19 protein-coding genes and 1 tRNA gene are annotated in these 20,197 nt (G+C 43.0%); 10 read left to right on the plus strand and 10 right to left on the minus strand.

Annotation, left to right across the window (positions count from 1 at the left end):
* Nucleotides 1–85 precede the first annotated feature (85 nt).
* Entirely contained in the window at nucleotides 86–814 is a 729-nt protein-coding gene (locus NQ546_RS14680) for a GntR family transcriptional regulator (protein ID WP_004290291.1), read from the plus strand.
* A 205-nt stretch (nucleotides 815–1,019) separates the two neighbouring features.
* Here the strand turns inward: NQ546_RS14680 and NQ546_RS14685 are convergent, their stop codons facing one another.
* On the minus strand, nucleotides 1,020–1,622 hold the full coding sequence (locus tag NQ546_RS14685; protein WP_004290290.1) for an OmpH/Skp family outer membrane protein: 603 nt from the start codon (nucleotides 1,620–1,622) through the stop codon (nucleotides 1,020–1,022).
* A 29-nt stretch (nucleotides 1,623–1,651) separates the two neighbouring features.
* Nucleotides 1,652–1,885, minus strand: a complete 234-nt coding sequence (locus NQ546_RS14690; RefSeq protein WP_021939834.1) for a hypothetical protein — start codon at nucleotides 1,883–1,885, stop codon at nucleotides 1,652–1,654.
* Between the two features lie 279 nt (nucleotides 1,886–2,164).
* Here NQ546_RS14690 and NQ546_RS14695 point away from each other — a divergent pair, with 279 nt between their 5' ends.
* Nucleotides 2,165–3,625 carry an aminoacyl-histidine dipeptidase gene (locus NQ546_RS14695; protein ID WP_004290287.1) on the plus strand — a complete coding sequence of 487 codons (1,461 nt, stop codon included), beginning with the start codon at nucleotides 2,165–2,167 and terminating at the stop codon, nucleotides 3,623–3,625.
* A complete protein-coding gene (locus NQ546_RS14700) occupies nucleotides 3,625–4,743 on the plus strand; it encodes an endonuclease/exonuclease/phosphatase family protein (protein WP_004290286.1) in 1,119 nt (372 codons plus the stop codon). Before NQ546_RS14695 ends, NQ546_RS14700 begins: the two co-directional genes overlap by 1 nt.
* Here NQ546_RS14700 and NQ546_RS14705 read toward each other — a convergent pair.
* From NQ546_RS14705 to NQ546_RS14735, 7 genes are all read right to left on the minus strand, one after another.
* Entirely contained in the window at nucleotides 4,740–5,909 is a 1,170-nt protein-coding gene (locus tag NQ546_RS14705; RefSeq protein ID WP_004290285.1) for a mechanosensitive ion channel family protein, read from the minus strand. The genes NQ546_RS14700 and NQ546_RS14705 overlap by 4 nt on opposite strands.
* A gap of 96 nt (nucleotides 5,910–6,005) precedes the next feature.
* Nucleotides 6,006–6,680 (minus strand): phosphatase PAP2 family protein, encoded by a 675-nt coding sequence (locus NQ546_RS14710; protein ID WP_004290284.1) that lies wholly within the window; start codon nucleotides 6,678–6,680, stop codon nucleotides 6,006–6,008.
* Between the two features lies 1 nt (nucleotide 6,681).
* Nucleotides 6,682–8,583: an LTA synthase family protein gene (locus NQ546_RS14715; RefSeq protein ID WP_004290283.1), complete on the minus strand. Its 1,902-nt coding sequence runs from the start codon at nucleotides 8,581–8,583 to the stop codon at nucleotides 6,682–6,684.
* 108 nt (nucleotides 8,584–8,691) lie between these two features.
* On the minus strand, nucleotides 8,692–10,164 hold the full coding sequence (locus NQ546_RS14720) for an ATP-binding cassette domain-containing protein (RefSeq protein WP_004290282.1): 1,473 nt from the start codon (nucleotides 10,162–10,164) through the stop codon (nucleotides 8,692–8,694).
* A gap of 408 nt (nucleotides 10,165–10,572) precedes the next feature.
* Complete coding sequence (gene pulA / locus NQ546_RS14725) at nucleotides 10,573–12,570, minus strand: type I pullulanase (protein ID WP_004290281.1); 1,998 nt, start codon at nucleotides 12,568–12,570, stop codon at nucleotides 10,573–10,575.
* A 43-nt stretch (nucleotides 12,571–12,613) separates the two neighbouring features.
* On the minus strand, nucleotides 12,614–13,183 hold the full coding sequence (gene ruvC / locus NQ546_RS14730) for a crossover junction endodeoxyribonuclease RuvC (protein ID WP_004290280.1): 570 nt from the start codon (nucleotides 13,181–13,183) through the stop codon (nucleotides 12,614–12,616).
* The gene (locus tag NQ546_RS14735) at nucleotides 13,180–13,485 is read right to left on the minus strand and encodes a DUF4286 family protein (protein ID WP_004292534.1); all 306 of its coding nucleotides are present in this window, start codon (nucleotides 13,483–13,485) and stop codon (nucleotides 13,180–13,182) included. Before NQ546_RS14735 ends, ruvC begins: the two co-directional genes overlap by 4 nt.
* Before the next feature lie 103 nt (nucleotides 13,486–13,588).
* On the opposite strand from NQ546_RS14735, the gene NQ546_RS14740 reads away from it, so the two are divergent.
* The 3 genes from NQ546_RS14740 (at nucleotide 13,589) to NQ546_RS14750 (ending at nucleotide 16,543) form a co-directional block, all read left to right on the plus strand.
* Nucleotides 13,589–13,665: transfer RNA gene (locus NQ546_RS14740), tRNA-Ala, on the plus strand.
* A gap of 169 nt (nucleotides 13,666–13,834) precedes the next feature.
* Entirely contained in the window at nucleotides 13,835–15,655 is a 1,821-nt protein-coding gene (locus NQ546_RS14745) for a site-specific integrase (protein ID WP_004290278.1), read from the plus strand.
* Nucleotides 15,656–15,826: 171 nt separating this feature from the next.
* Complete coding sequence (locus NQ546_RS14750; protein WP_004290277.1) at nucleotides 15,827–16,543, plus strand: Abi family protein; 717 nt, start codon at nucleotides 15,827–15,829, stop codon at nucleotides 16,541–16,543.
* 8 nt (nucleotides 16,544–16,551) lie between these two features.
* Here NQ546_RS14750 and NQ546_RS14755 read toward each other — a convergent pair whose 3' ends face one another.
* Nucleotides 16,552–17,307: an IS5 family transposase gene (locus NQ546_RS14755; RefSeq protein ID WP_004292393.1), complete on the minus strand. Its 756-nt coding sequence runs from the start codon at nucleotides 17,305–17,307 to the stop codon at nucleotides 16,552–16,554.
* 579 nt (nucleotides 17,308–17,886) lie between these two features.
* Between NQ546_RS14755 and NQ546_RS14760 the strand changes: the two genes are divergently transcribed.
* From NQ546_RS14760 to NQ546_RS14775, 4 genes are all read left to right on the plus strand, one after another.
* Nucleotides 17,887–18,051 carry a hypothetical protein gene (locus NQ546_RS14760; protein ID WP_004292428.1) on the plus strand — a complete coding sequence of 55 codons (165 nt, stop codon included), beginning with the start codon at nucleotides 17,887–17,889 and terminating at the stop codon, nucleotides 18,049–18,051.
* A gap of 186 nt (nucleotides 18,052–18,237) precedes the next feature.
* Entirely contained in the window at nucleotides 18,238–19,278 is a 1,041-nt protein-coding gene (locus NQ546_RS14765; RefSeq protein ID WP_004295426.1) for a DUF3871 family protein, read from the plus strand.
* 96 nt (nucleotides 19,279–19,374) lie between these two features.
* Entirely contained in the window at nucleotides 19,375–19,881 is a 507-nt protein-coding gene (locus NQ546_RS14770; RefSeq protein WP_004290275.1) for a hypothetical protein, read from the plus strand.
* Between the two features lie 12 nt (nucleotides 19,882–19,893).
* Nucleotides 19,894–20,175, plus strand: a complete 282-nt coding sequence (locus NQ546_RS14775; protein ID WP_004290274.1) for a hypothetical protein — start codon at nucleotides 19,894–19,896, stop codon at nucleotides 20,173–20,175.
* Nucleotides 20,176–20,197 lie beyond the last annotated feature (22 nt).

Genomic DNA, 20,197 nt, shown 5'->3' on the forward strand with positions numbered 1-20,197 from the left:
ATATAGAATATATTATTATCACAAAAGATTTGCGCATTTTTTTTTTTATTCTTATCATTGCAAAAGGAAATAAAGGTAAATAACTATGCAGATAGATCACAATAGCAGCAAACCCCTCCATGCACAAGCAGAGGAGATCCTTCGCAATCTAATTGATTCTGAAGAATATAAAACAGGCAAATACCTGCCTAATGAAGTAGAACTTTCACAAAAGCTGAATATTTCTCGAAATACGCTAAGACAAGCTATCAACAAACTTGTATTCGAAGGTTTGTTGGTACGTAAAAAAGGAGTAGGTACAAAAGTTGCACAAAAAGGGATCTTGGGAGGAGTAAAAAATTGGTTGAGTTTTTCTCAAGAAATGAAGATGCTAGGTATAGAGATACGCAATTTCGAGCTACACATTAGCCGGAAAAAACCAACAGAAGATATTTGTAACTTTTTTGAGATAACTCCCAATACTTCCCCTAAGTGTATCGTACTGGAAAGAGTACGAGGAAAGAAAGAGTATCCATTTGTTTACTTCATCTCCTACTTTAACCCAAGTACCCCCTTAACCGGTGAAGAAGATTTCACACGTCCTTTATATGAGTTATTAGAAAAAGACTACAACATTATTGTAAAGACAAGTAAAGAAAAGATTTCTGCCAGACTTGCAGGAGAGGCCATTGCAGAAAAACTAGATATCAAACCAACAGCTCCCATCCTGATTCGGGAACGTTTTGTTTACGATATTAACCAAATACCTATTGAATATAATATAGGCTATTACAGAGCAGACAGTTTTACTTATACAATAGAAGCTGAAAGATAAACAGAAGGAAAGTCCTAAAAGACTTTTTTGCAGTGTTGCAAATCCTCCCAAAGATTATTAGACATATAACTAAAAAGGAAGTTAACTTCATGCCAAGCATGATATTAACTTCCTTTCTTTATGATGTTAACTTATTGGTTAGTATTCAGTTAACTCATTACAAACTATCAAGTTAACTGAATATCCTGCAATTTGTTTTTTCACCTTATTTCTTAACCGGAGATGAATATCTGGCATTCAGACCTTCCAAGATTTCGCGAGTTATATTATAAATACTGTCAGCATACAACAGATTATCAAAACCAGTATTACTGATAATCATGCTATAACCTCTCGTTTTATTATACTCTTTCAGGAAAGCATTGATAGAGTCACGCAATTGCAGACTGTTTTTTTCGTTTTCGCTCATCAGTTCTGACTGCAATTTATTACCCAAGTTCTGCAAGTCCTGCTCCAATTTAGCAATACGGTTGTATTCTTGTTGGGCACGTTCCTGTGTGAGGTAAGCATTGTTCTGAACTTTTGTCTGGAACTCTTGTTTCTGACGGTCAAGATCTTTGGCTTTCTGGTTCAAAGTCAAACGTACATTCTCGCTCTTCTTCACCATTGCTTCATTCAAATCGACGCAATAGTTATATTTAGCCAAAAGCGTATCTATTTCTACATAAGCGATTTTCATTCCGGACAATCCGGCTGCTTGTGTTGAAGCATTTGCTGCTTGATTATCTGCTTTACCAGCGCATTGAGAAAATAAAACGATTAGTGCAAGAGCTGCCAAACCGTTTACGAGGTAGTTTAATCTCTTCATAATTTGTAAAAATATTGTTTTTAGTTTATTTAGTTCATACTATCGTTTAAGGTTTTCTCCAGTTCATCAATAGAGAAACGGCTTTTCTTCTGTGCCTCTCTGTCTTGCGACTGTACGCACCCGATTCCTCTATCCCGCATCGCTTTATTGCCGCTAACGTGTCCGTTAGGAAACTTGCCGCCTTTCACAAAAAAGACCTTTACTCCCAATAAAACAATGCAAATAGCAACTATTAACAAAGTTATCAATAATGTACCGAGCATTTCCATTAATTTTGTTGCACAAAACAGAATACCATTCGGTAAAAAGCATTTGAAATTTGTTTTTACTTTCGGCTTACACTGTTTTGTGGGTGCAAATATAGGGCTTTGGTTGGACTAAGCATCCTTTTTTACTCTAAAAAAAGAGAAAGGGAAATAAAATAGGCAACCAATTTAACCAACTTTAGCAATACGAGGTTAATTTGTACAAGAATTGAAATTTAAAAACAGAAGATTAGAATACACATCAAGGGTATCCTAACCTGCTATAAACTATAAGATATGGAAAAAAAAGACTTGAAACCGGCCGGCGTATTCCACTATTTTGAGGAAATATGCCAAGTTCCGCGTCCTTCCAAAAAGGAAGAAAAGATTATCGCTTTTCTAAAAGCATTCGGAGAGAAACATAAGTTGGAAACAAAGGTAGATGAAGCCGGAAACGTACTGATTAAGAAACCGGCTACACCGGGTATGGAGAACCGAAAGACCGTCGTACTGCAATCTCATGTGGACATGGTATGCGAAAAAAACAACGATGTCGAACATGACTTCCTCACCGACCCTATTGAAACAGAAATAGACGGCGAATGGCTGAAAGCCAAAGGGACCACGCTGGGAGCCGATAACGGTATCGGTGTAGCAACCGAACTGGCTATTCTTGCCGACGACAGCATTGAACATGGCCCCATCGAATGTCTGTTCACTGTCGATGAGGAAACCGGACTGACCGGTGCTTTTGCCTTGCAAGAAGGTTTTATGAGTGGCGATATTCTCCTGAACCTCGATTCCGAAGACGAAGGAGAGCTTTTCATCGGCTGTGCCGGTGGCATAGACTCTGTGGCCGAGTTTACTTATCGGGAAGTGGATGTACCTTCCGGATATTTCTTCTGCAAGGTACAGGTAAAAGGACTTAAAGGCGGACATTCCGGTGGTGATATTCATTTAGGACGCGGCAATGCCAACAAGTTATTGAACCGCTTCCTGAACCGGACTTTCAAAAAATACGATGCATATCTCTGCGAGATAGACGGAGGTAACCTGCGTAACGCCATTGCACGCGAGGCACATGCTGTTATAGCCATCCCCGAAGCCGACAAACACGCGCTGCGCACTGACCTAAACATATTTGCTGCGGAAGCAGAAGCAGAGTATGCAGTAGCCGATCCTGATTTACAGTTCACACTTGAGTCAGAATCCCACCGTACAAAAGCCATTGACAAAGACACTGCCAACCATCTGCTGCAAGCTCTTTATGCCGTTCCTCATGGAGTATATGCTATGAGCCAGGATATTCCGGGCCTGGTAGAAACATCCACCAACTTGGCATCCGTAAAGATGAAACCGGGTAATATTATCCGTATTGAGACAAGCCAACGCAGTTCTACCGAATCTTCCAAACAAGACATCGCCACTATGGTACGTACCGTATTCGAAATGGCAGGGGCCAACGTTTCTTTCGGCGACGGCTATCCGGGCTGGAAGCCCAATCCTCACTCGGAAATTCTGGAAGTGGCAGCGGAATCATACAAACGCCTGTTCGGTGTAGATGCCCAAATCAAGGCTATCCACGCCGGATTGGAATGTGGATTATTCCTCGACAAATATCCCTCTTTGGATATGATTTCCTTTGGTCCGACTTTACAAGGAGTACACTCTCCCGATGAACGGATGCTTATCCCCACCGTACAGAAATTCTGGGATCATCTGCTGGATATATTGAAGCATATCCCTGCCAAACATTAATGGACATACCAACAACGGAATATAAAGAAAAGATGCGGAGTGACAGAAGAAGTGCTCCGCTTCTTTTTATTCCTGTAGCCGCTTTGGTCTTTCTCGCTTTCTTATCATCTGCTCCGCTATACGGACAAATAAAGAAAGACACACTCACTTTTCGCATCATGGGCTACAACGTAGAGAATTTGTTTGATTGCCGCCATGATACTCTGAAAAACGATTACGAGTTCCTACCGGATGCCGTCCGTCACTGGAATTATTTTAAATACAAGAAAAAATTAGATGCCATTGCACGTGTCATCATTGCCGTAGGTAAATGGACACCACCTGCATTAGTGGCGCTCTGCGAAGTAGAGAATGACAGTGTACTGCATGACCTCACCCGTTACTCCATCCTGCGGGAGGCCGGCTACCGTTATGTCATTACCCATTCCCCCGATGAACGGGGCATTGATGTGGCATTACTTTATCAAAGAGGAATATTCAAACTACTTTCCAGCCAAAGCCTTCCGGTAACCGGACTTCACAAAAGCAGCCGTCCTACACGCGACATACTTCATGTAAGCGGCTTACTTTTGAACCGCGACACTTTAGATGTATTCGTCGCCCATTTCCCATCCCGTTCCGGCGGAGCAAAAGCATCCGAACCTTATCGCCTGCTGGCAGCACAAAGATTGAAAAATGCAACAGACAGTCTGTTTCATGTCCGCACCCATCCTCAAATTATCATCATGGGCGATTTCAACGACTATCCCGGCAACAAGTCTGTGCAAAAGATACTAAAAGCCGGAATACCACCCGCAGAAACAGACTCACTGAAATCTCAAATGCTTTATCACCTTTTGGCAAGGAAAAGCGCTGCAAACAAGCATTTCGGAAGCTACAAATATCAGGGAGAATGGGGGTTGCTCGACCATATCATCCTTTCGGGCAATCTGCTAACGGCAACTTCCCCTCTATATACCGCAGAAGACAAAGCCGATGTTTTCCATGCTCCCTTTCTTCTGACCGAAGACAAGAAATACGGAGACAATCAACCTTTCCGTACCTACTATGGCATGAAATACCAGGCGGGATACAGCGACCACCTTCCCGTATGGGCAGAATTCAGGTTACTATATTAGTCGGAATACTGATACAGTTTCAAATCGAACTTGCCGACCATGACCAACAAATGATCGAATATGTCGGACTGAATACGTTCATATTCTTTCCACACCTTATTACGCGAAAAGAAATAGACCTGAACAGGGACTCCATAAGTTGTAGGTTCTTTCTGGCTGATAATTAAATCCAAATCCTGATTCACCACCGGAAGGCTGCGCAGATAGCGTTCAATATAGATACGATAAAGCTGGGCATTGGTGGGCACTTCTCCTTCTGCCGGCTGATAATCCGCCATCAGAGGAACATCCTTACGAATGACATCCAGCATGTCGGGAGTGCAGAACTTAAGGGTAGTCATATCCAGATAAATGTTCTTATTCACACGACGCCCGCCGCTCTCCTGCATTCCGCGCCAGTTCTGAAAAGAATTGTTCACTAATGTATAAGGAGGTACTGTTGAGATTGTATTATCCCAATTACGTATCTTCACCGTATTCAGCGTGATCTCCTCCACTGTTCCATTGGCGGTATCGTTGGGCAGGGATATCCAGTCGCCAATACGCAGCATGTCATTGGCAGAGAGTTGCACGCCCGCCACAAATCCAAGAATACTGTCTTTGAACACCAACATCAGCACAGCCGCCGATGCCCCCAAACCAGCAAACAATGTCATCGGAGACTTATCCAAGAGTACGGCAATTATAATAATCCCGCCGATAAAAAACAACAGTACCTGAAGAACCTGCACAAAGCCTTTCATAGGACGGCTCTTCTGCTTGTCCTTTGCATTATACACATCCAGCATCACCAGCAGCAAGCCGTTGATGGTAAACAGAATTGCAGCAATGATATATACCGCACATATTTTCTGTGAGAAGTCCAAGATTTCCTTTCCCCGTACAAATGCCAAGGGCAATAAAAAATAGACCAATATGCCTGGCAAGACATGAATAAGATGATGCACCACCTTACGTTTCATCAGGAGTGTATTCCACTGATGGGGCGCACGTTTCGTATAACGCCTCATTCCTCCCACAAATATAGCCTGACACAGGTAATCCAGCCCTATTGACACACCTATCATCAATACGGCTATAATAGTTTCGTCAAACATATTCGCAAGTTTCGGGTCTATTCCCCAATCAATGAGGATTTCGTTCATCCAGCTTCCTAAGCTCATCATAAGTATCTGTTTTATTAGTTTATCAATACAGATAACAAATGAGGAAGAAAGATGTTTATCAATCCTCGTTTACGGAAAAAGGCAACAAGAAAGACGCTACAACAAGGTGCGTATCAGCGCATAGGCCAGTATACCGAGCACCGTAGCTCCCCCAACCCAAATGGGAACATAAATATGCTTATAATCTTCTTTCCGCTCATACTTGCACAACCGGCTGAAAAGCCAATAGCAGAGAGACGCCCCAGCAAAGCCCACCAAAGCACCTGCCAGCAAGTCCCCCGGATAGTGTACTCCCAAATAAGAACGGGAATAACACGTCAGCAGAGCCCATATCATAATGAACCAGTTCAAGGCCCGGTTGCGGAACAGATAAAACAAGAAGAAAGCCAGTCCGAATGTATTGGCGGCATGGCAGGAAGGGAAGCCATATCTCCCACCCCTATAACCGTTCACGATATGCACAAATTCCGAAACAGGATTCTCCAGATTGGCCGGACGAAGGCGGCACACCAACGGCCGGATAACAGTCGCCCCTATCTGATCGGCAAAAGTAATGGTCAGCGCAATAGCTACGGCACAGCCTATGGCAACTTTCCAATGCAAATTACGTACTATCACATAGAGAATTGCTGCGTACAGCGGCACCCAGATCCATTTTCCACTAAAGGCATACATGAAAAAGTCCGCCCACTCCGCACGTGCTCCGTTGATTGCGAGCAACAGGTCGGTATCCATTTCCACCAACCCCGATAAAACATCTGCTAATATCATCCTATCTTTTGGCTATATCGTCATACAATTTCTGCAAATAAGCTTGTCCCCGCAGCAGGTTTTGTCCTTTCTCCGGTCCTTCATCCACAGCAATACCATTCGCTTCATTATTAAATATCAATTGATTGTCAGGCGTCACAAAACCGAAAGCGTCAGGCACAGTGAAAAAAGCGAAATGAGGAGAATCAGGATTGAGCATATCTTTACTGAACGTAAACTCACCATGCGGCAATGACAGTTGCGCCAATAAGGTAGCGGCAATATCCTGCTGTGAACCGTAAACATCCACACGTCCCGGCTCGCATACTGCCCCGCCCACCATCAACAGAGGAATCTGGTAACGGGCTATTTCAAGATTGCCGATATGTTCGGGATAAGATCCCAAATGATCGGGTACAAACACAATCACTGTATTTTTCCACTGCGGAAGTTCTCGGAATTGCTTTACAAAATCACCGACACAACTGTCCGTATATGCAAAAGCGTTCAGGCGCTTGTTCTCCAAACGGCTGTAAGGAACCTCAAACGGCTCATGGCTGCTGGAAGTCTGCAACACGCGAAAATGCGGTGCATGCTTCTCTGCCTGAGTGCTATCCGTTGCTTCCATCCGCAAATCATCCAGTAAGCGGCGGAACACAAGGTGATCGTGCACTCCCCACTTGCTCAAACGTTCCGACACCGGAAAGTCCTGGTCGGCAACAATATCCTCAAAGCCGGACGACATCAGGTAAGAGCGCATATTGGTGAAGTCCGCGTCGCCGCCATAGTAGTATTTCGTCTCGTAACCGGCTTTCTTCAAGCTACCGGCAATGGCAGGCATAGACTGCGTCTTACGCGGATACTTCATGATACTGGTGGTGGGTTGCGCCGGGTAGCCACTCAAGATGGCGACCAGTCCGCGATCGGTGCGGAAGCTGTTTGCATAGAAATTGGTAAAAAGCACTCCTTCCTGCGCCAGACTATCCAACTGCACAGCTACATCCGGCTCTCCTCCCAATGCAGTCATCAATCGAGATGAAAAGCTTTCCAATATTACCAAAAGCACATCGGGGCGCTGTGTCGTAAACAATGAGTGCAGGGAGTCCGGGGTTTGCCGTAAAGAGTCGGCCGGTGCAGAATCTTTTCTTAAAACGGCAGGATCCACTAAACCGGAGAAAATGCGATCTGCGGCAGCAGCTTCCATAAAGCGATACTGCTTTCCGAAATCCTTTTGTTTGGAAAGAGACTCCATCAGACTGAAAGCCGGATTTATGGCAGCATGGTTCAGACGCTGGTTCGTGCTGAAATACACCTTTCCCGTATTCATGGTAGATACCGTAAACCCGCCACGAATCGGAATGAACAGCAACCCGGTCAGCAGTAACAGGACACCCGATACTCTCAAACGCCGGTAAGGTACCTTCATCCGTCCGAAAACGGCTTTCCGCAACAGCAGCCGATGGAATATTCCATATAAAACCGCCGCATAGACGCCCATTGCAAGAATCCCTCCGACCACCATCCAGACGCTGACACTCGCCACCGCATCTTTGGGAGAGGAAAAGAAGTAGAACAAAGGGGTAGCATCCAGCCGGAAGCCCCAATATTCATACAATCCCAAATCGACGGTGAATATGACAGAGAGTAAGACAGAAACAAAAATAAAATAGCCGCACCATATACGGCGAAGAAGATTGGACAACCCCCATGCAGAACCTATAAAAAGTAATCCGGGAACAGCCGTCAGATATCCTGCAAGGGATAAGTCCAGCGGCAACCCATGCCAAATCACACGAAACCATTCCGTCCACGAGGCGCCCTCGTACAAGGTTTGGTAGAAGAACATAAACAACGGCTTCTGCAACATAAATATGCAGACAAACAAAAAATATGTCTTGAGGAATCCTATCAGTCTTTCTTTCATCGAAGTCTTGTCTTAATACAAATATATTCGGCAAAAATAAACTATTTTATTCTATTTCTCGCCAATATTGGTTAAGAAATGCGTGAAAGATAAGCAGATATGACTTTTTTACCGGTTGCGTTTCAGGTACAGGCGGTCGCTGATCGTAGCGGGAAGTTCATTCTCATAATGGGTTACCATAATCATTGTTTTATCCCGGCGGGCGCAGAAAGCCTCTATGATCTTCTTTACTCGGCGGCGATTGTAGGTATCCAGTCCATGCAACGGTTCGTCAAGAATCAGCAGTTCGGGATCTTTCACGAAAGCGCGTGCCAACAACGCAAGACGCTGTTCGGCGCTGGAGAGTTGCAGGAAAGGTTTATCCTTCAATCCGGCTACGCCAAAAACATCCATCCACCACTCACACACAGCCATTTGTCCGGCATGCGGACGCTTGTACAAACCGATACTGTCATGTAGTCCGGAAGCAACGATTTCAATAGCCGGCAGGTTCTTCAGATAGGCCCGGTGCATCTCCGGGCTGACGTAGCCTATATGTTTTTTTATTTCCCAAATGCTCTCGCCTGTACCGCGCTTACGCCCAAACAGGCTGATGTCGCAGGCGTAAGATTGAGGATTGTCTGCACACACCAGACTGAGTAAAGTGGATTTTCCCGCACCGTTCTCACCACTCAATGCCCACTTCTGCCCGCGCATCACCGTCCAGTCCAATTCCTTCAGAATCGTACGGTCATCATAACGGATGCTGACCTTGTTCAGACGGACCACTTCGTCTGAGGTAAAATTCGTATTTTCATACGGAAGGTCCATTATACGCTGCTGCAATTCACCGAAAGAAGCGGCATCTGCCTCAACACGAATAGCATCCCGTTCACGAAAAGTCCGCAAATAGGCGGCACGTTCCATTTTCTCTCCCACCACCCCATTTTCAACGGGAACCACATGAGTGATAAAAGACGGCACATCGTCCAACATAGAAAGAACCAGCACGATTTGCAGGGAAGCAAGTTGGGCCAGCTTTTCCAAAACATTAAACAACAACTCGCGGGTTGCAGCATCCAACCCGATGAAAGGATTGTCCATGATGAGAATACGCGGAGCTGTAAGCAACGTCTTCGTCAACTGAAACTTACGAAGTTCGCCGCTGGAAAGGAGAATGATTTTCTTATCGAGCATCGGTTCGATACGGAAAAGTCCGAATAGCTGTTGCCTGAGGGCTTCATCTTTCACCTCGCCCAATAATTCGCGCACCAGCGGGGCATCTTCCTGATCGTGGGCGTTCCAACGTTGCTGATAGTAGTAATTGGCATCGGCTGAACCGTAGGTGTCGCGAAAGGCGATGTACTTAATGTTGTCGTAAGCGGTTTGCGTAGCGGAAGGGCGGAAATCATAAGTCAGCACGCCATCACGCAAAGGGTATTTGCCCGTAAGCAAGTCTACCAGCAGGCTTTTTCCGGCTCCGTTAGGGCCTACAATAGCGATGTGTTCTCCGTCGAGAAAGTCGAGCGTGACAGGGTTTGATAAACGGACAAGCGGGTTGCGGGCTACGCCTCCCGCTATATGTAAGGTGTGTTGTTGCATCCTGACGATGGGTTGGGTTTTAAACGGGGCAAAGATAAACAGTTTTTTTATTAACCGAAGCGGGATTGTACACTTTTTATTTTGTCTTCTTCGGATGTGGCGACTTCCGTACGGATGAACAAACTATAAGCAGATTTTCCACACGAAGTACAGCGTCAGTTTATCCCCATTAAACTACCGGTTTATTAGGAATAAACTCCAAGTTTATTAGGGATAAACTTGGAGTTTAAACTAAGCAAACAAAAATATACTCTGAAGAAACAGTCAGGTATGCGCTGAAGAAAGAATCAGCGTACACTGAAGCAACAATCAGTACGCCCTAAAGAAGAGCCATATCTCCTGAAGGGAATTTTATCTGTCCAGATGTAAGAAATGAAAGTTAGGGGTATATTCCGTTCTCCGGCTTCCTTATTTATAAAAAATCAGCGCCGACTGTGCCGGAACAAATACTTCCGGTCCGTATATCGTCCCCAAGCCCTGCTCACTGATGAACCCGTCTTTGCAGACTACCGTATATCTGCCTTCGGGCACCGGCACTTTGGCTATCTCTTTACGTGAGTTCAATATCACATAAATATCTCCCCACGCGTCTCCACCTGCATTTTCCTTCAAGTGATAGGCCACCACGTTGCTGCCCTCAACCGGCAGGAACTCCAGATGTCTGCGAACCAAGTCGGCATCTCCCAAGCGAAAAGCCGGATGGTTCTTACGCAACTGAATCAATCCTTTATAATAAGCGAACACATCGGCATGTTCCGTTTTACGTCTCCAGTCGATAGCATTGATAGAGTCAGGGCTTTGGTAGCTGTTATGTATCCCCTTCTTATCGCGCATCACTTCCTCGCCGGCATAAATAAAGGGTACGCCCTGCGAAGTGAACACCGCCGTCTGCGCCAGCTTGTCCAACCGGGCCAGTTCTTCGGGAGTAATACCAGGAAGGCTGGCTTTCAGCCTGTCCACCAAACACATATCATCGTGACAAGACACATAGCTGATCATCTGCGTGGGTTGTTCCGCCCAAGGAGCCTTGCTGTAATTCACCTGTCCGTTGTCGACTTGCGGATGCTTGATAGCGCCGACAATACCGAATTTAATGCTTTCTTCCCCTCCCGGCAGTCCAGCAAGGAATGCTCCCTGATGATTATCGTTGAACGGGCCGCGCAATGCGTCGCGCATCTCGTCGGAGAACGCGGCAATACCCGGCATCTTATAAGTATTGGCCTTCATTGCCAGTGAGTCCTGTGGCAACTGAGGAGCCGACGCTGCCCAGCCCTCTCCATAAATAAAGATAGTAGGATCGGCCGCCGTTGCCGCCTTGCGTATCTCATTCATGGTTTCAATGTCATGAATACCCATTAGATCGAAGCGGAAACCGTCGATATGGTACTCATTTATCCAATGCAAGACAGACTCTATCATATATTTACGCATCATAGGACGGTCACTTGCCGTTTCATTGCCGCAAGCAGAAGCATCCGCAAAACCGCCGTCCGGCTTCTGGCGATAGAAATATCCGGGAACAGTACGCTCAAAATTACTCTCAGAGGTGTTGAAAGTATGATTATACACCACATCCAGCACAACGCGAATGCCTGCTTTATGCAAAGCCTGCACCATTTGTTTGAATTCGCGGATACGCACATCCGGTTTGTAAGGATCGGTAGAGTACGACCCGTCGGGTACGTTATAATTCTGTGGATCGTAGCCCCAGTTGTATTTATTCTCGTCCAACTTGGTTTCGTCCACTGAGGCATAGTCATAGGAGGGCAAGATATGTACGTGTGTCACTCCCAGTTCCTTCAAGTGGTCGATACCGGTTGCCAGTTTATCGGGACTGACCGTTCCCGTTTCCGTCATGGCAAGGAACTTACCTTTATTTTTAATGCCCGACGACGGATCTACCGAAAAATCACGATGATGCACCTCATAGATAATCACATCCGCAGGCGACGCCAATGGCGGACGCTGATCCTCCTCCCAGCCTTCCGGATCGGTTTCACGCATATCGATAATGGCGGCACGCTTTCCGTTCACACCTACTGCATGCGCATTGATGCCTGGTGTATCACCCAGCCACTTACCGTCGATTTTCACATTGAAAGTATAGAACTTGCCTTTCAAGTCCTGCTCTACCTTAGCCGTCCACGTTCCGTTTTCAGCCGGCGACATGGCCACTGTTTCATAAGCATGCCCGCCGTCTCCCGCATCGTACAGCATCAGGCGCACTTCGTCCGCCGTAGGCGACCAAAGCGTAAACTGCGTGGCGTCCGGACTATATTTCATTTCCGTCAGGCTGCCCGTACGAACAGGATAAAGCTCATAGGAGGTGTATTCTTTCTTCGAGGGGGCGCAACTGACAACTGTTGTCGCAGCTACTCCGATAATGACAAGATCGTTTAGTTTCATGGCAGTATTTCTAAGTATTAAAGTACAAAATATTAAGGTGAGGTTATCGTTTCACTTTACCGGGATTCTTGGCCACAAAGTCCTTCCAACTGTGGTAACCTTTCTCTGCTGCAGGACGCCCCATTTGCAGAAAATGACAGTAAGCGGCGGCAAGTCCGTCGGTGGCATCCAGAAATACCGGCATTTCTTCTTTTGGAAAATGAAGCATGCGTTGCAGCATATCCGCCACTTGTTCTTTGGATGCCTGACCGTTTCCTGTTATCGCCATTTTTATCTTCAACGGAGCATACTCTGTTATCGGAATGTCACGACTCAAAGCCGCAGCCATAGCTACTCCCTGAGCGCGTCCCAACTTCAACATCGATTGCACATTCTTACCAAAAAAAGGCGCTTCAATAGCAAGTTCATCCGGCAGGTAACTTTCAATGATACTCAACACCCTTTCGTGGATATGGCGAAGTTTCAGATAGTGGTCACCGAACTTACGAAGGTCTATGATGCCCATAGCAATCATCTCAGGCTTTACTCCCGCCACACGCAGCACTCCATACCCCATAATAGTGGTACCGGGGTCAATGCCCAAAATGATTTTTTCCTTTACCGGCTGTATCACACTATCACCTCCATCAACGTCGGAAAACCGATTACTTTATCATTAAAGATTCTCAGTAATTCCTCATTCAGCTTTACGCCCTGCTCCTGATGCCAGTGATGCAGCTTGGCAGAGTTCTCAACTTCAAACTGTACAGAGTAACAGATACTTCCTTCCTCAATATGACTCAGTATGCGTGCTATGCGCGGGGCATACAGCGTACCATGTTTTTCTACTTCGGGAAGGTAAAACTCCTGCATCCAGGCAAGGAAGAATTTTTCCTGTCCCTCTTCCACGTGATAGGTCGTATTATATATCAACATAATTTCTTTTTTCATTTTGTTTCGCAAACATAGCAATTATTTCAGAATAATGCATTATATTTGCACCATCAAAATGCGGAGGGTTCCGCAAACGTTAGCAACGGGGGCGTTAGCTCATCTGGCTAGAGCGCGACACTGGCAGTGTCGAGGTGATCGGTTCGAGTCCGATACGCTCCACCAAGAAGCCGTTAACTATCAATTAGTTAGCGGCTTTCTTTTTTTAGGTAACTTGGCGTACAACAACCCCCAAAATAGTATTTTAGAGAGTGTGTTACCGTTTTTTGTTACCGTTTTTTGTTACCTTCGATTTTCATTAAGCCGCTGAAAATCAGGTATAGTTTCGACACTGATGAAACAACAGATTTTTCCTATCGAATTGCGCGGCAGATTTTTCCTAACTAATGCCAAGAATAAGCAACCGTCACCACTAGCATTTATGGTGCGGTTCAAAGGTAAACTGTATAAGTTTACTACTCACACCAAAGTATATCCCCAACAATGGAATCAATCACTACAGAAAGCCTACATTAGTCCTATTCTAACTAATGCAGATAACTTGAACAATTCAATAGTAAACCAAAAAATAGAAGAAATAAAGGAACGTTTTGCCAAGTTTAAGCTATATCTTTGTAATATTGAATGTAATAATGTAGATTTAGTTCAACTGCTTCAAAACGAATTCAACGATATGGCTAAAAAAAAGACAAAAGGAAAGGAAGAACTGAGCAAGTTCGATGATATTGTTAAAGTGATCCACAATGCTGTTTATAACGACACAACAATCGCCAAAGGAACGTCTGACAATTATATTAAAAAAGGACTTCCTGCACTCAAATTCTACCTCTCCTATCTTGAAGAAGAAGAGAATACAAAAGTGGATAACTTCAAATATTTCACCACTGAATTTCTCACATCTTTTGCATACTATGTCCATGACAATTATACGTATGGTGAAGGACAATCCTATGCTATACCGACCATCAATTCAATCTTGAAATATGCAAAATCCGCCATTATACTTTGTGCTAGAGCAAATAAGTACCTTGCGGAAGCAGAAATAAATTCTCTCAAAATAAAACTATTCAATGATAAATCCTCACCCAACCATATAGCATTAAGGAATGATGAAGTTATGCTTCTATACAATTATAAACCCACTTGCAAACGTGATGAAGAAGTGCGTGATATTTTCTTACTTGAATGTACATTTGGGCATCGTATTACTGATACATTACGGCTAGATGAACGAGTAGAAGAAATTGGCGGCAAATACTATATCACCATTGCACCCAAGAAAACACCAAATAAAAAAGTAGAAGTAGGAATCATTTTTAAAATAGCAAAGGAGATATTGATAGATAAATACCACTGCAAACTTCCTTCTATAACAAAAGATATGATTAATAAAAACATCAAAAGAATTGCTTTAGAAGCAGGTATTAAAGGAGAAGAATTACAATCTTTTCATTATCAGGGTGAATCCGAGCCTAGAGAAATAAAGCGTTCACGCCATGAATGTATTGCCACCCACACTGGTAGAAGAACCTTTATATCTCTACTGGTTGCACGTGGATGGAATTATGAACACATAAGCAAGTTTACGGGACAAACCATAAAAACAATAGGAGGCTACGATAAAGCTACCAATAAATATATAGATATATATAAAGATTCGCTTGCAAACCGTCCAAACGAAATAGTACAACTATGTGATGAAGAAAGCAATATCGATCAACCCCAACAAGTTTCTCCTACCCAAACAACAAACATGGATATGGATGAATTACTACAACTAATATTCAGAACAAAAGACTTGTTTTCACTGAAAGCCCTTCATCAAAACAAAGTGGATATACTCGTTTTAGAGAAAACCGCAGAGATAAATAAATATCTAGAGGATATAAACCGCGTAGAACAGTATAAGCAACAAATATTGAAATCCTTTGAAAATACCCCCGAAGAATTGAAAGCAAGACTTATAGAAATTTTGCATGCTACTGTCTTATTAGATCCAAAACTCAATGCGCTTAAAATTGCTATTACTACCCTACAAAAACTAGGTTTGAACTGCCAATACTCGCATAATATTTATAAGTATGCAGGAAAATCAGCTAAAGAAGCCTATATATTGGTAACAGTAACACCTAATGGAAATGTTATTATAAAATAGTTACGTCTATCCCTGAAATTTTGACAATAATTCCTTATCTTTGTAGTAAAGAAAAACCCACTCCTTGACGGAATGGGTTATACCTTAAAACTCAGTTACGTAACTTTGATAGTCAGAGGCTTTACTGAGCATCACGGTACAAAGATAGTGATTTTTAATTGAACAGCAAATATGAAATATAAAAAGTTCGTTAGATACTATTCATATTCAAGAATATCCAAATACTATAAAGCAACCGGACATAGTAAGGCTAAGGCTATGATGCTATATTATGGGAATCTTAAGATTGCACAAGCATTTCATCCACTTTTAGGTATTTTGGAAGTTATTCTTAGAAACAGGTTGCATAGTGAACTGGCAAAACACTTCAATGACGGGAATTGGATTATAAACCAGCAAAACGGATTTATGAAAAGTCCTTTACTCATTAAGAAGAACAAGCGTACAGGAGTAGTTATCACAAATGATTACTTGTTTCGTGAAGTATCAAAAGCGGAACAGAAACTAAAAAATAAGAGTGTGAATATTACTGCCGGACGAATAATAGCTGAACAGACTTTAGGCTTTTGGATTAGTTTCTTTGATTTGATTCATTATAAAATACTGAAAGGTAGCCCTATTCAAGCATTTCAAAAATTACCTAGTGGCTACGGAAGAAAAGAAGTATATGAAGCCTTGAACAAAATCCGTGATTTTAGAAACCGTATAAATCATAATGAATCCATTTGCTTTGTGGATAGAAAACTGGACTTTTCATATACAAAAGAAACATATCAGACAATCATTCAAATTCTAAATTGGATTGATCCGGATATACAGTCCTCTCTTAATGAAATAGATCGAGTTCTAAAAGTCATCGAAAAAGAAGAGAATAAGCAACAATGCTAAGAGCCTGTTTAAATTTTGTTCAGCAACATTCTTATTGCAGCAAGTTTCACCATCTCCTCTGCCGAATCGAACGTAAATTCGTAGTTTCGGCAGAGCCTCCTATAATTATCAAACCATGAGAAAGTTCTTTCCACAATCCATCTCTTTCCTATTGGTTTAAAGCCGTTTGACTTGTTTCCGCTTACAATGACTTCAAGCGCATATCCGAAAACTTTTTTAATTTTGGCAGCCACTTCTCCCCTATATCCGGCATCCGCCAAGATAACTTTGATATTGCAACAAAGCTCCTTCAAACATCTGGCCAACAGGTAAGCGGCCTTTCCGTCATGTACGCAAGCTATTGTTACCATGACAGCTATCAGGAAACCGTTCTTGTCCACGACAACATGACGCTTAATGCCCTTCACCTTCTTATTGCCGTCAATGCCATTGAGAGAACGGTTATCACCCCAGCGGACGCTTTGACTGTCCATAATACCCACGCTCGCTTCGGCTTTTTGACCTTGCTTGACACGGACTTTCTCACGTAAATTATTCAGCAACAAGTCAAATTCACCCATGGAAGACCATTTGCGATAATAGTAATAAACCAGTTCCCAAGGGGCAAAATGGGAGGGGAGCATACGCCATTGGCAACCCGTTTTCACGAGATAGAAGATGGAATTCCATATCTCACGCAAATTATATTTTCGTTTTCTTTCTTGCAGGTTCAAGATTTTCTTGATAACTTGCCACTGTGTTTCTTCTAAATCCGTCGAATACATAAAATTATTTCAAGTGTGGTAACTTAAAAATAATCATTTTCGAGGAAAGAAGAAACACTCTTTCAATATCAAACTTGAAAATTTAAACAGGCTCTAAGATTCTTGCTATTTATTTCAAAAAAGTAATCTCTATAATTTTAGAATTAGGGATTGCTTTTTTTTTATAAATTCTCTCCTCTCCAATCCCTTCAAACCCTTATATATGACGAAATAGCTTGGAGTATAATACAGCACCATTAATGACAAGGTGCGCAGCTTCAAGCATTAATGATAAAAACAATTACCGGGTCACGCTTATTTTCAGACGATGGATAAGATGGAGATTCGATGATGCGTAGCAATTCCAGTATGTGGACAAGACATAAAGTTCCCCACGAAAGAATGTATGCCGCATGATAGGCCAAGTAAATGCGAGGAGCTGTTTACAACGGTTCAACTATCACAACCAGTCGAAAGACCGGTTTATTTTTTTCTTCTCCCCTTTTCTTGATCGCCCCTCAAAGCCTTATATATGAGAAAAGTATATAAGAGAAACAGAGAATAGAAATAATAACTAACAATTTAAAACAATTAAGAGACATGGGAAATTTAATTAAAGGATTGAAGGTCGCAGCTTATGTGGCCGAGATTATCGTGGCAGGTTCAGTAGTAATAGAGCTTGCAGAAAAGTATAGTGGCAAATTCGGAAAAAAGAAGATTGCCACGGGTGAAGTCAAGGCCGTTGATGCTGCGACTGAAAACTGATAGTACGTCTGTGAATGGATTATGATAAAACACAAGACGTAATAATAACCGTATTGGAGGTAGCAACTTCAATACTCAAAGGGATAAAAAAGCTAAGAGGTATATTCATAAAAGCAAAGAAATGACACCTCTTGGCTTTTTGTTTTTTCATCGCATTTTATTAACCGACTAAAAAATAACAAGAGTATGGAAACAATGACTAATGAACTTACTGTCATTCCAGGAACAATCGGAATGATGGGCGGAATGGGTATGCTTAAACCTGAATTTATCGAAGACGCAGTAATCGTATCGGAAGAACAGGAGGAGCATCCAAATTTTATTGAAAGTAACACTTCGGGTATTACGCTTGAAGAACTTGAAAGGAACTGTATCGTACCCAGCTTCAGTGACAACCAGCTAACAATCAGCCACCAGACATTCATACATCGGATCGAGGATGCTGCAAGGAGCTATTTTACAGGTGAGAACATTGGAAACACAGAGATCAGAGTGTCCCACAAAATCCTGGGCAGAGTGCCAAGTGCATTGACCAAAAGGAAGGAGGAGCTTAAACCTGAGGACGAGACCATCTATTATCAACGTATGGCTTTCTGTTTTCATATCAGAACAATGAGCAGAATGATGAACGGAGAGGAAGTACATCTTTGCATAGGTGGGGTACGTAGTTTAAACGAGGAGAATCTATACAACCGAAAATCACCTGAGAAATTCAAGATATTCATAGGTTGGCGTGTGCGTGTATGTTCAAATCTAATGCTGACCAATGACGGACTGACCGGACGGCTGGAAGTGATGAGTGACACTGATATTTACAATTCGGCGCTACGGTTATTCCAGGACTTCAACCCGGAACACAATTTGAGACTACTTGAAAACCTGGGAAGAACGAAGATTTCACAAGAACAGTTCTGTCAGATTATAGGCAGATTGAGATTGTACCAAGTCTTGCCTGCATCACAACTTAGAGAACTGCCAAAGGTGATTTTAGGTGACTCAAATATCAATGCGGCAACCAAAAACTACGTGGATAATCCTAATTTCGGATTACGTGGCAGAGAAAACATATCTTGCTGGGATTTGATGCAACTCCTTAATGATGCGGCTAAACAATCCTATATTGATAAATTCTTGGAGAGGAACCAGAACTGCACTGATTTTGCGGTTGGTATCCAGAAAGCATTGAACGGTGAGGATACTGAGAATTATGGCTGGTTCCTGAGTTAGACCGGAAAATAAATTAACTCACAAGGGAGAAAGATCTGAAATAACAAACATGGTCTTTCTCCCTTTTTTTGTTGAACCCTTTTAAAAATAAATAACATGAGCAGATTGGATATACTTAAAGCCTCCCTGGAAAAGAAGCAGGCTAAATTTAATAGAAAACTGAATGAGCACTTTTCCGATGTGAAGAGTGCCAATGGACAACCCCTTAACGACAAGAGAAACGGATATTCAACGATGAAGCGTTGGGACAGGCAGAATGACACTCTTTCTAGAATGCAGAAAGAGATTGAAAAGACTCAGACAGCGATTGAACGGGAAGAAGGCAGAATAAGATGTATTGACCGTAACAGAAGTTCAATGCCCGAAGAAATTCAAAAGCTTATCAGTGACGGTACTTTAAAACAATGGGGCAGATATCCCCATATCATGTTTGTGGAAGGTGTGGATAAAGCACGTATCATATGGGATGACAGGAAGAAAGTGGTGATGCACAAGTTTGTAAGCTCCATTACTGATACAGAGCAGAGAAGGAAGTTTGCCCGGGTGTATAACTCACTCAATGCGTCAATAAATGAAGAGACAGGAAAACAAGGAAAAAAATAGCAGAAAGACATTATGGAAAGACAAGAATTGGAAAACAGCAGGGAGTTCAAGGCTGCAAAAGAACTTGAACATGCCCTGAACGATTACGGGTGGAATAACAAGAGGTTCGCTTCGGCGGTTACTACATTCCACAGGACCCTACAACAGACTTTATTCAGAAGTATGGTTGAAGTGATAAGGATCATGGGAAGTGAAGGTTACGGATATGACCTGAGAAACAAGTATTCCCATGAGATATGTAAGAAGATAGTGGAATCCGGAGTCTTGGAGGACAAAAGGATACCATTCATCTGAAACGGTTGAGACATACCGAAAT

Source organism: Bacteroides eggerthii (assembly GCF_025146565.1).
Taxonomy (GTDB): Bacteria; Bacteroidota; Bacteroidia; order Bacteroidales; family Bacteroidaceae; genus Bacteroides; species Bacteroides eggerthii.

Excerpts from the sequence above, each read along its gene's own strand:
- NQ546_RS14735 (WP_004292534.1), bottom strand. The coding sequence starts at position 13,485 with ATGTTGATATATAATACGACCTATCACGTGGAAGAGGGACAGGAAAAA.
- NQ546_RS14750 (WP_004290277.1), top strand. The coding sequence starts at position 15,827 with ATGAAATATAAAAAGTTCGTTAGATACTATTCATATTCAAGAATATCC.
- NQ546_RS14710 (WP_004290284.1), bottom strand. The coding sequence starts at position 6,680 with ATGATATTAGCAGATGTTTTATCGGGGTTGGTGGAAATGGATACCGAC.
- NQ546_RS14695 (WP_004290287.1), top strand. The coding sequence starts at position 2,165 with ATGGAAAAAAAAGACTTGAAACCGGCCGGCGTATTCCACTATTTTGAG.
- NQ546_RS14770 (WP_004290275.1), top strand. The coding sequence starts at position 19,375 with ATGAGCAGATTGGATATACTTAAAGCCTCCCTGGAAAAGAAGCAGGCT.
- NQ546_RS14690 (WP_021939834.1), bottom strand. The coding sequence starts at position 1,885 with ATGCTCGGTACATTATTGATAACTTTGTTAATAGTTGCTATTTGCATT.
- NQ546_RS14715 (WP_004290283.1), bottom strand. The coding sequence starts at position 8,583 with ATGAAAGAAAGACTGATAGGATTCCTCAAGACATATTTTTTGTTTGTC.
- NQ546_RS14700 (WP_004290286.1), top strand. The coding sequence starts at position 3,625 with ATGGACATACCAACAACGGAATATAAAGAAAAGATGCGGAGTGACAGA.
- NQ546_RS14775 (WP_004290274.1), top strand. The coding sequence starts at position 19,894 with ATGGAAAGACAAGAATTGGAAAACAGCAGGGAGTTCAAGGCTGCAAAA.
- pulA (WP_004290281.1), bottom strand. The coding sequence starts at position 12,570 with ATGAAACTAAACGATCTTGTCATTATCGGAGTAGCTGCGACAACAGTT.
- NQ546_RS14720 (WP_004290282.1), bottom strand. The coding sequence starts at position 10,164 with ATGCAACAACACACCTTACATATAGCGGGAGGCGTAGCCCGCAACCCG.
- NQ546_RS14765 (WP_004295426.1), top strand. The coding sequence starts at position 18,238 with ATGGAAACAATGACTAATGAACTTACTGTCATTCCAGGAACAATCGGA.
- NQ546_RS14760 (WP_004292428.1), top strand. The coding sequence starts at position 17,887 with ATGGGAAATTTAATTAAAGGATTGAAGGTCGCAGCTTATGTGGCCGAG.
- NQ546_RS14685 (WP_004290290.1), bottom strand. The coding sequence starts at position 1,622 with ATGAAGAGATTAAACTACCTCGTAAACGGTTTGGCAGCTCTTGCACTA.
- NQ546_RS14745 (WP_004290278.1), top strand. The coding sequence starts at position 13,835 with ATGAAACAACAGATTTTTCCTATCGAATTGCGCGGCAGATTTTTCCTA.
- NQ546_RS14705 (WP_004290285.1), bottom strand. The coding sequence starts at position 5,909 with ATGATGAGCTTAGGAAGCTGGATGAACGAAATCCTCATTGATTGGGGA.
- NQ546_RS14755 (WP_004292393.1), bottom strand. The coding sequence starts at position 17,307 with ATGTATTCGACGGATTTAGAAGAAACACAGTGGCAAGTTATCAAGAAA.
- NQ546_RS14680 (WP_004290291.1), top strand. The coding sequence starts at position 86 with ATGCAGATAGATCACAATAGCAGCAAACCCCTCCATGCACAAGCAGAG.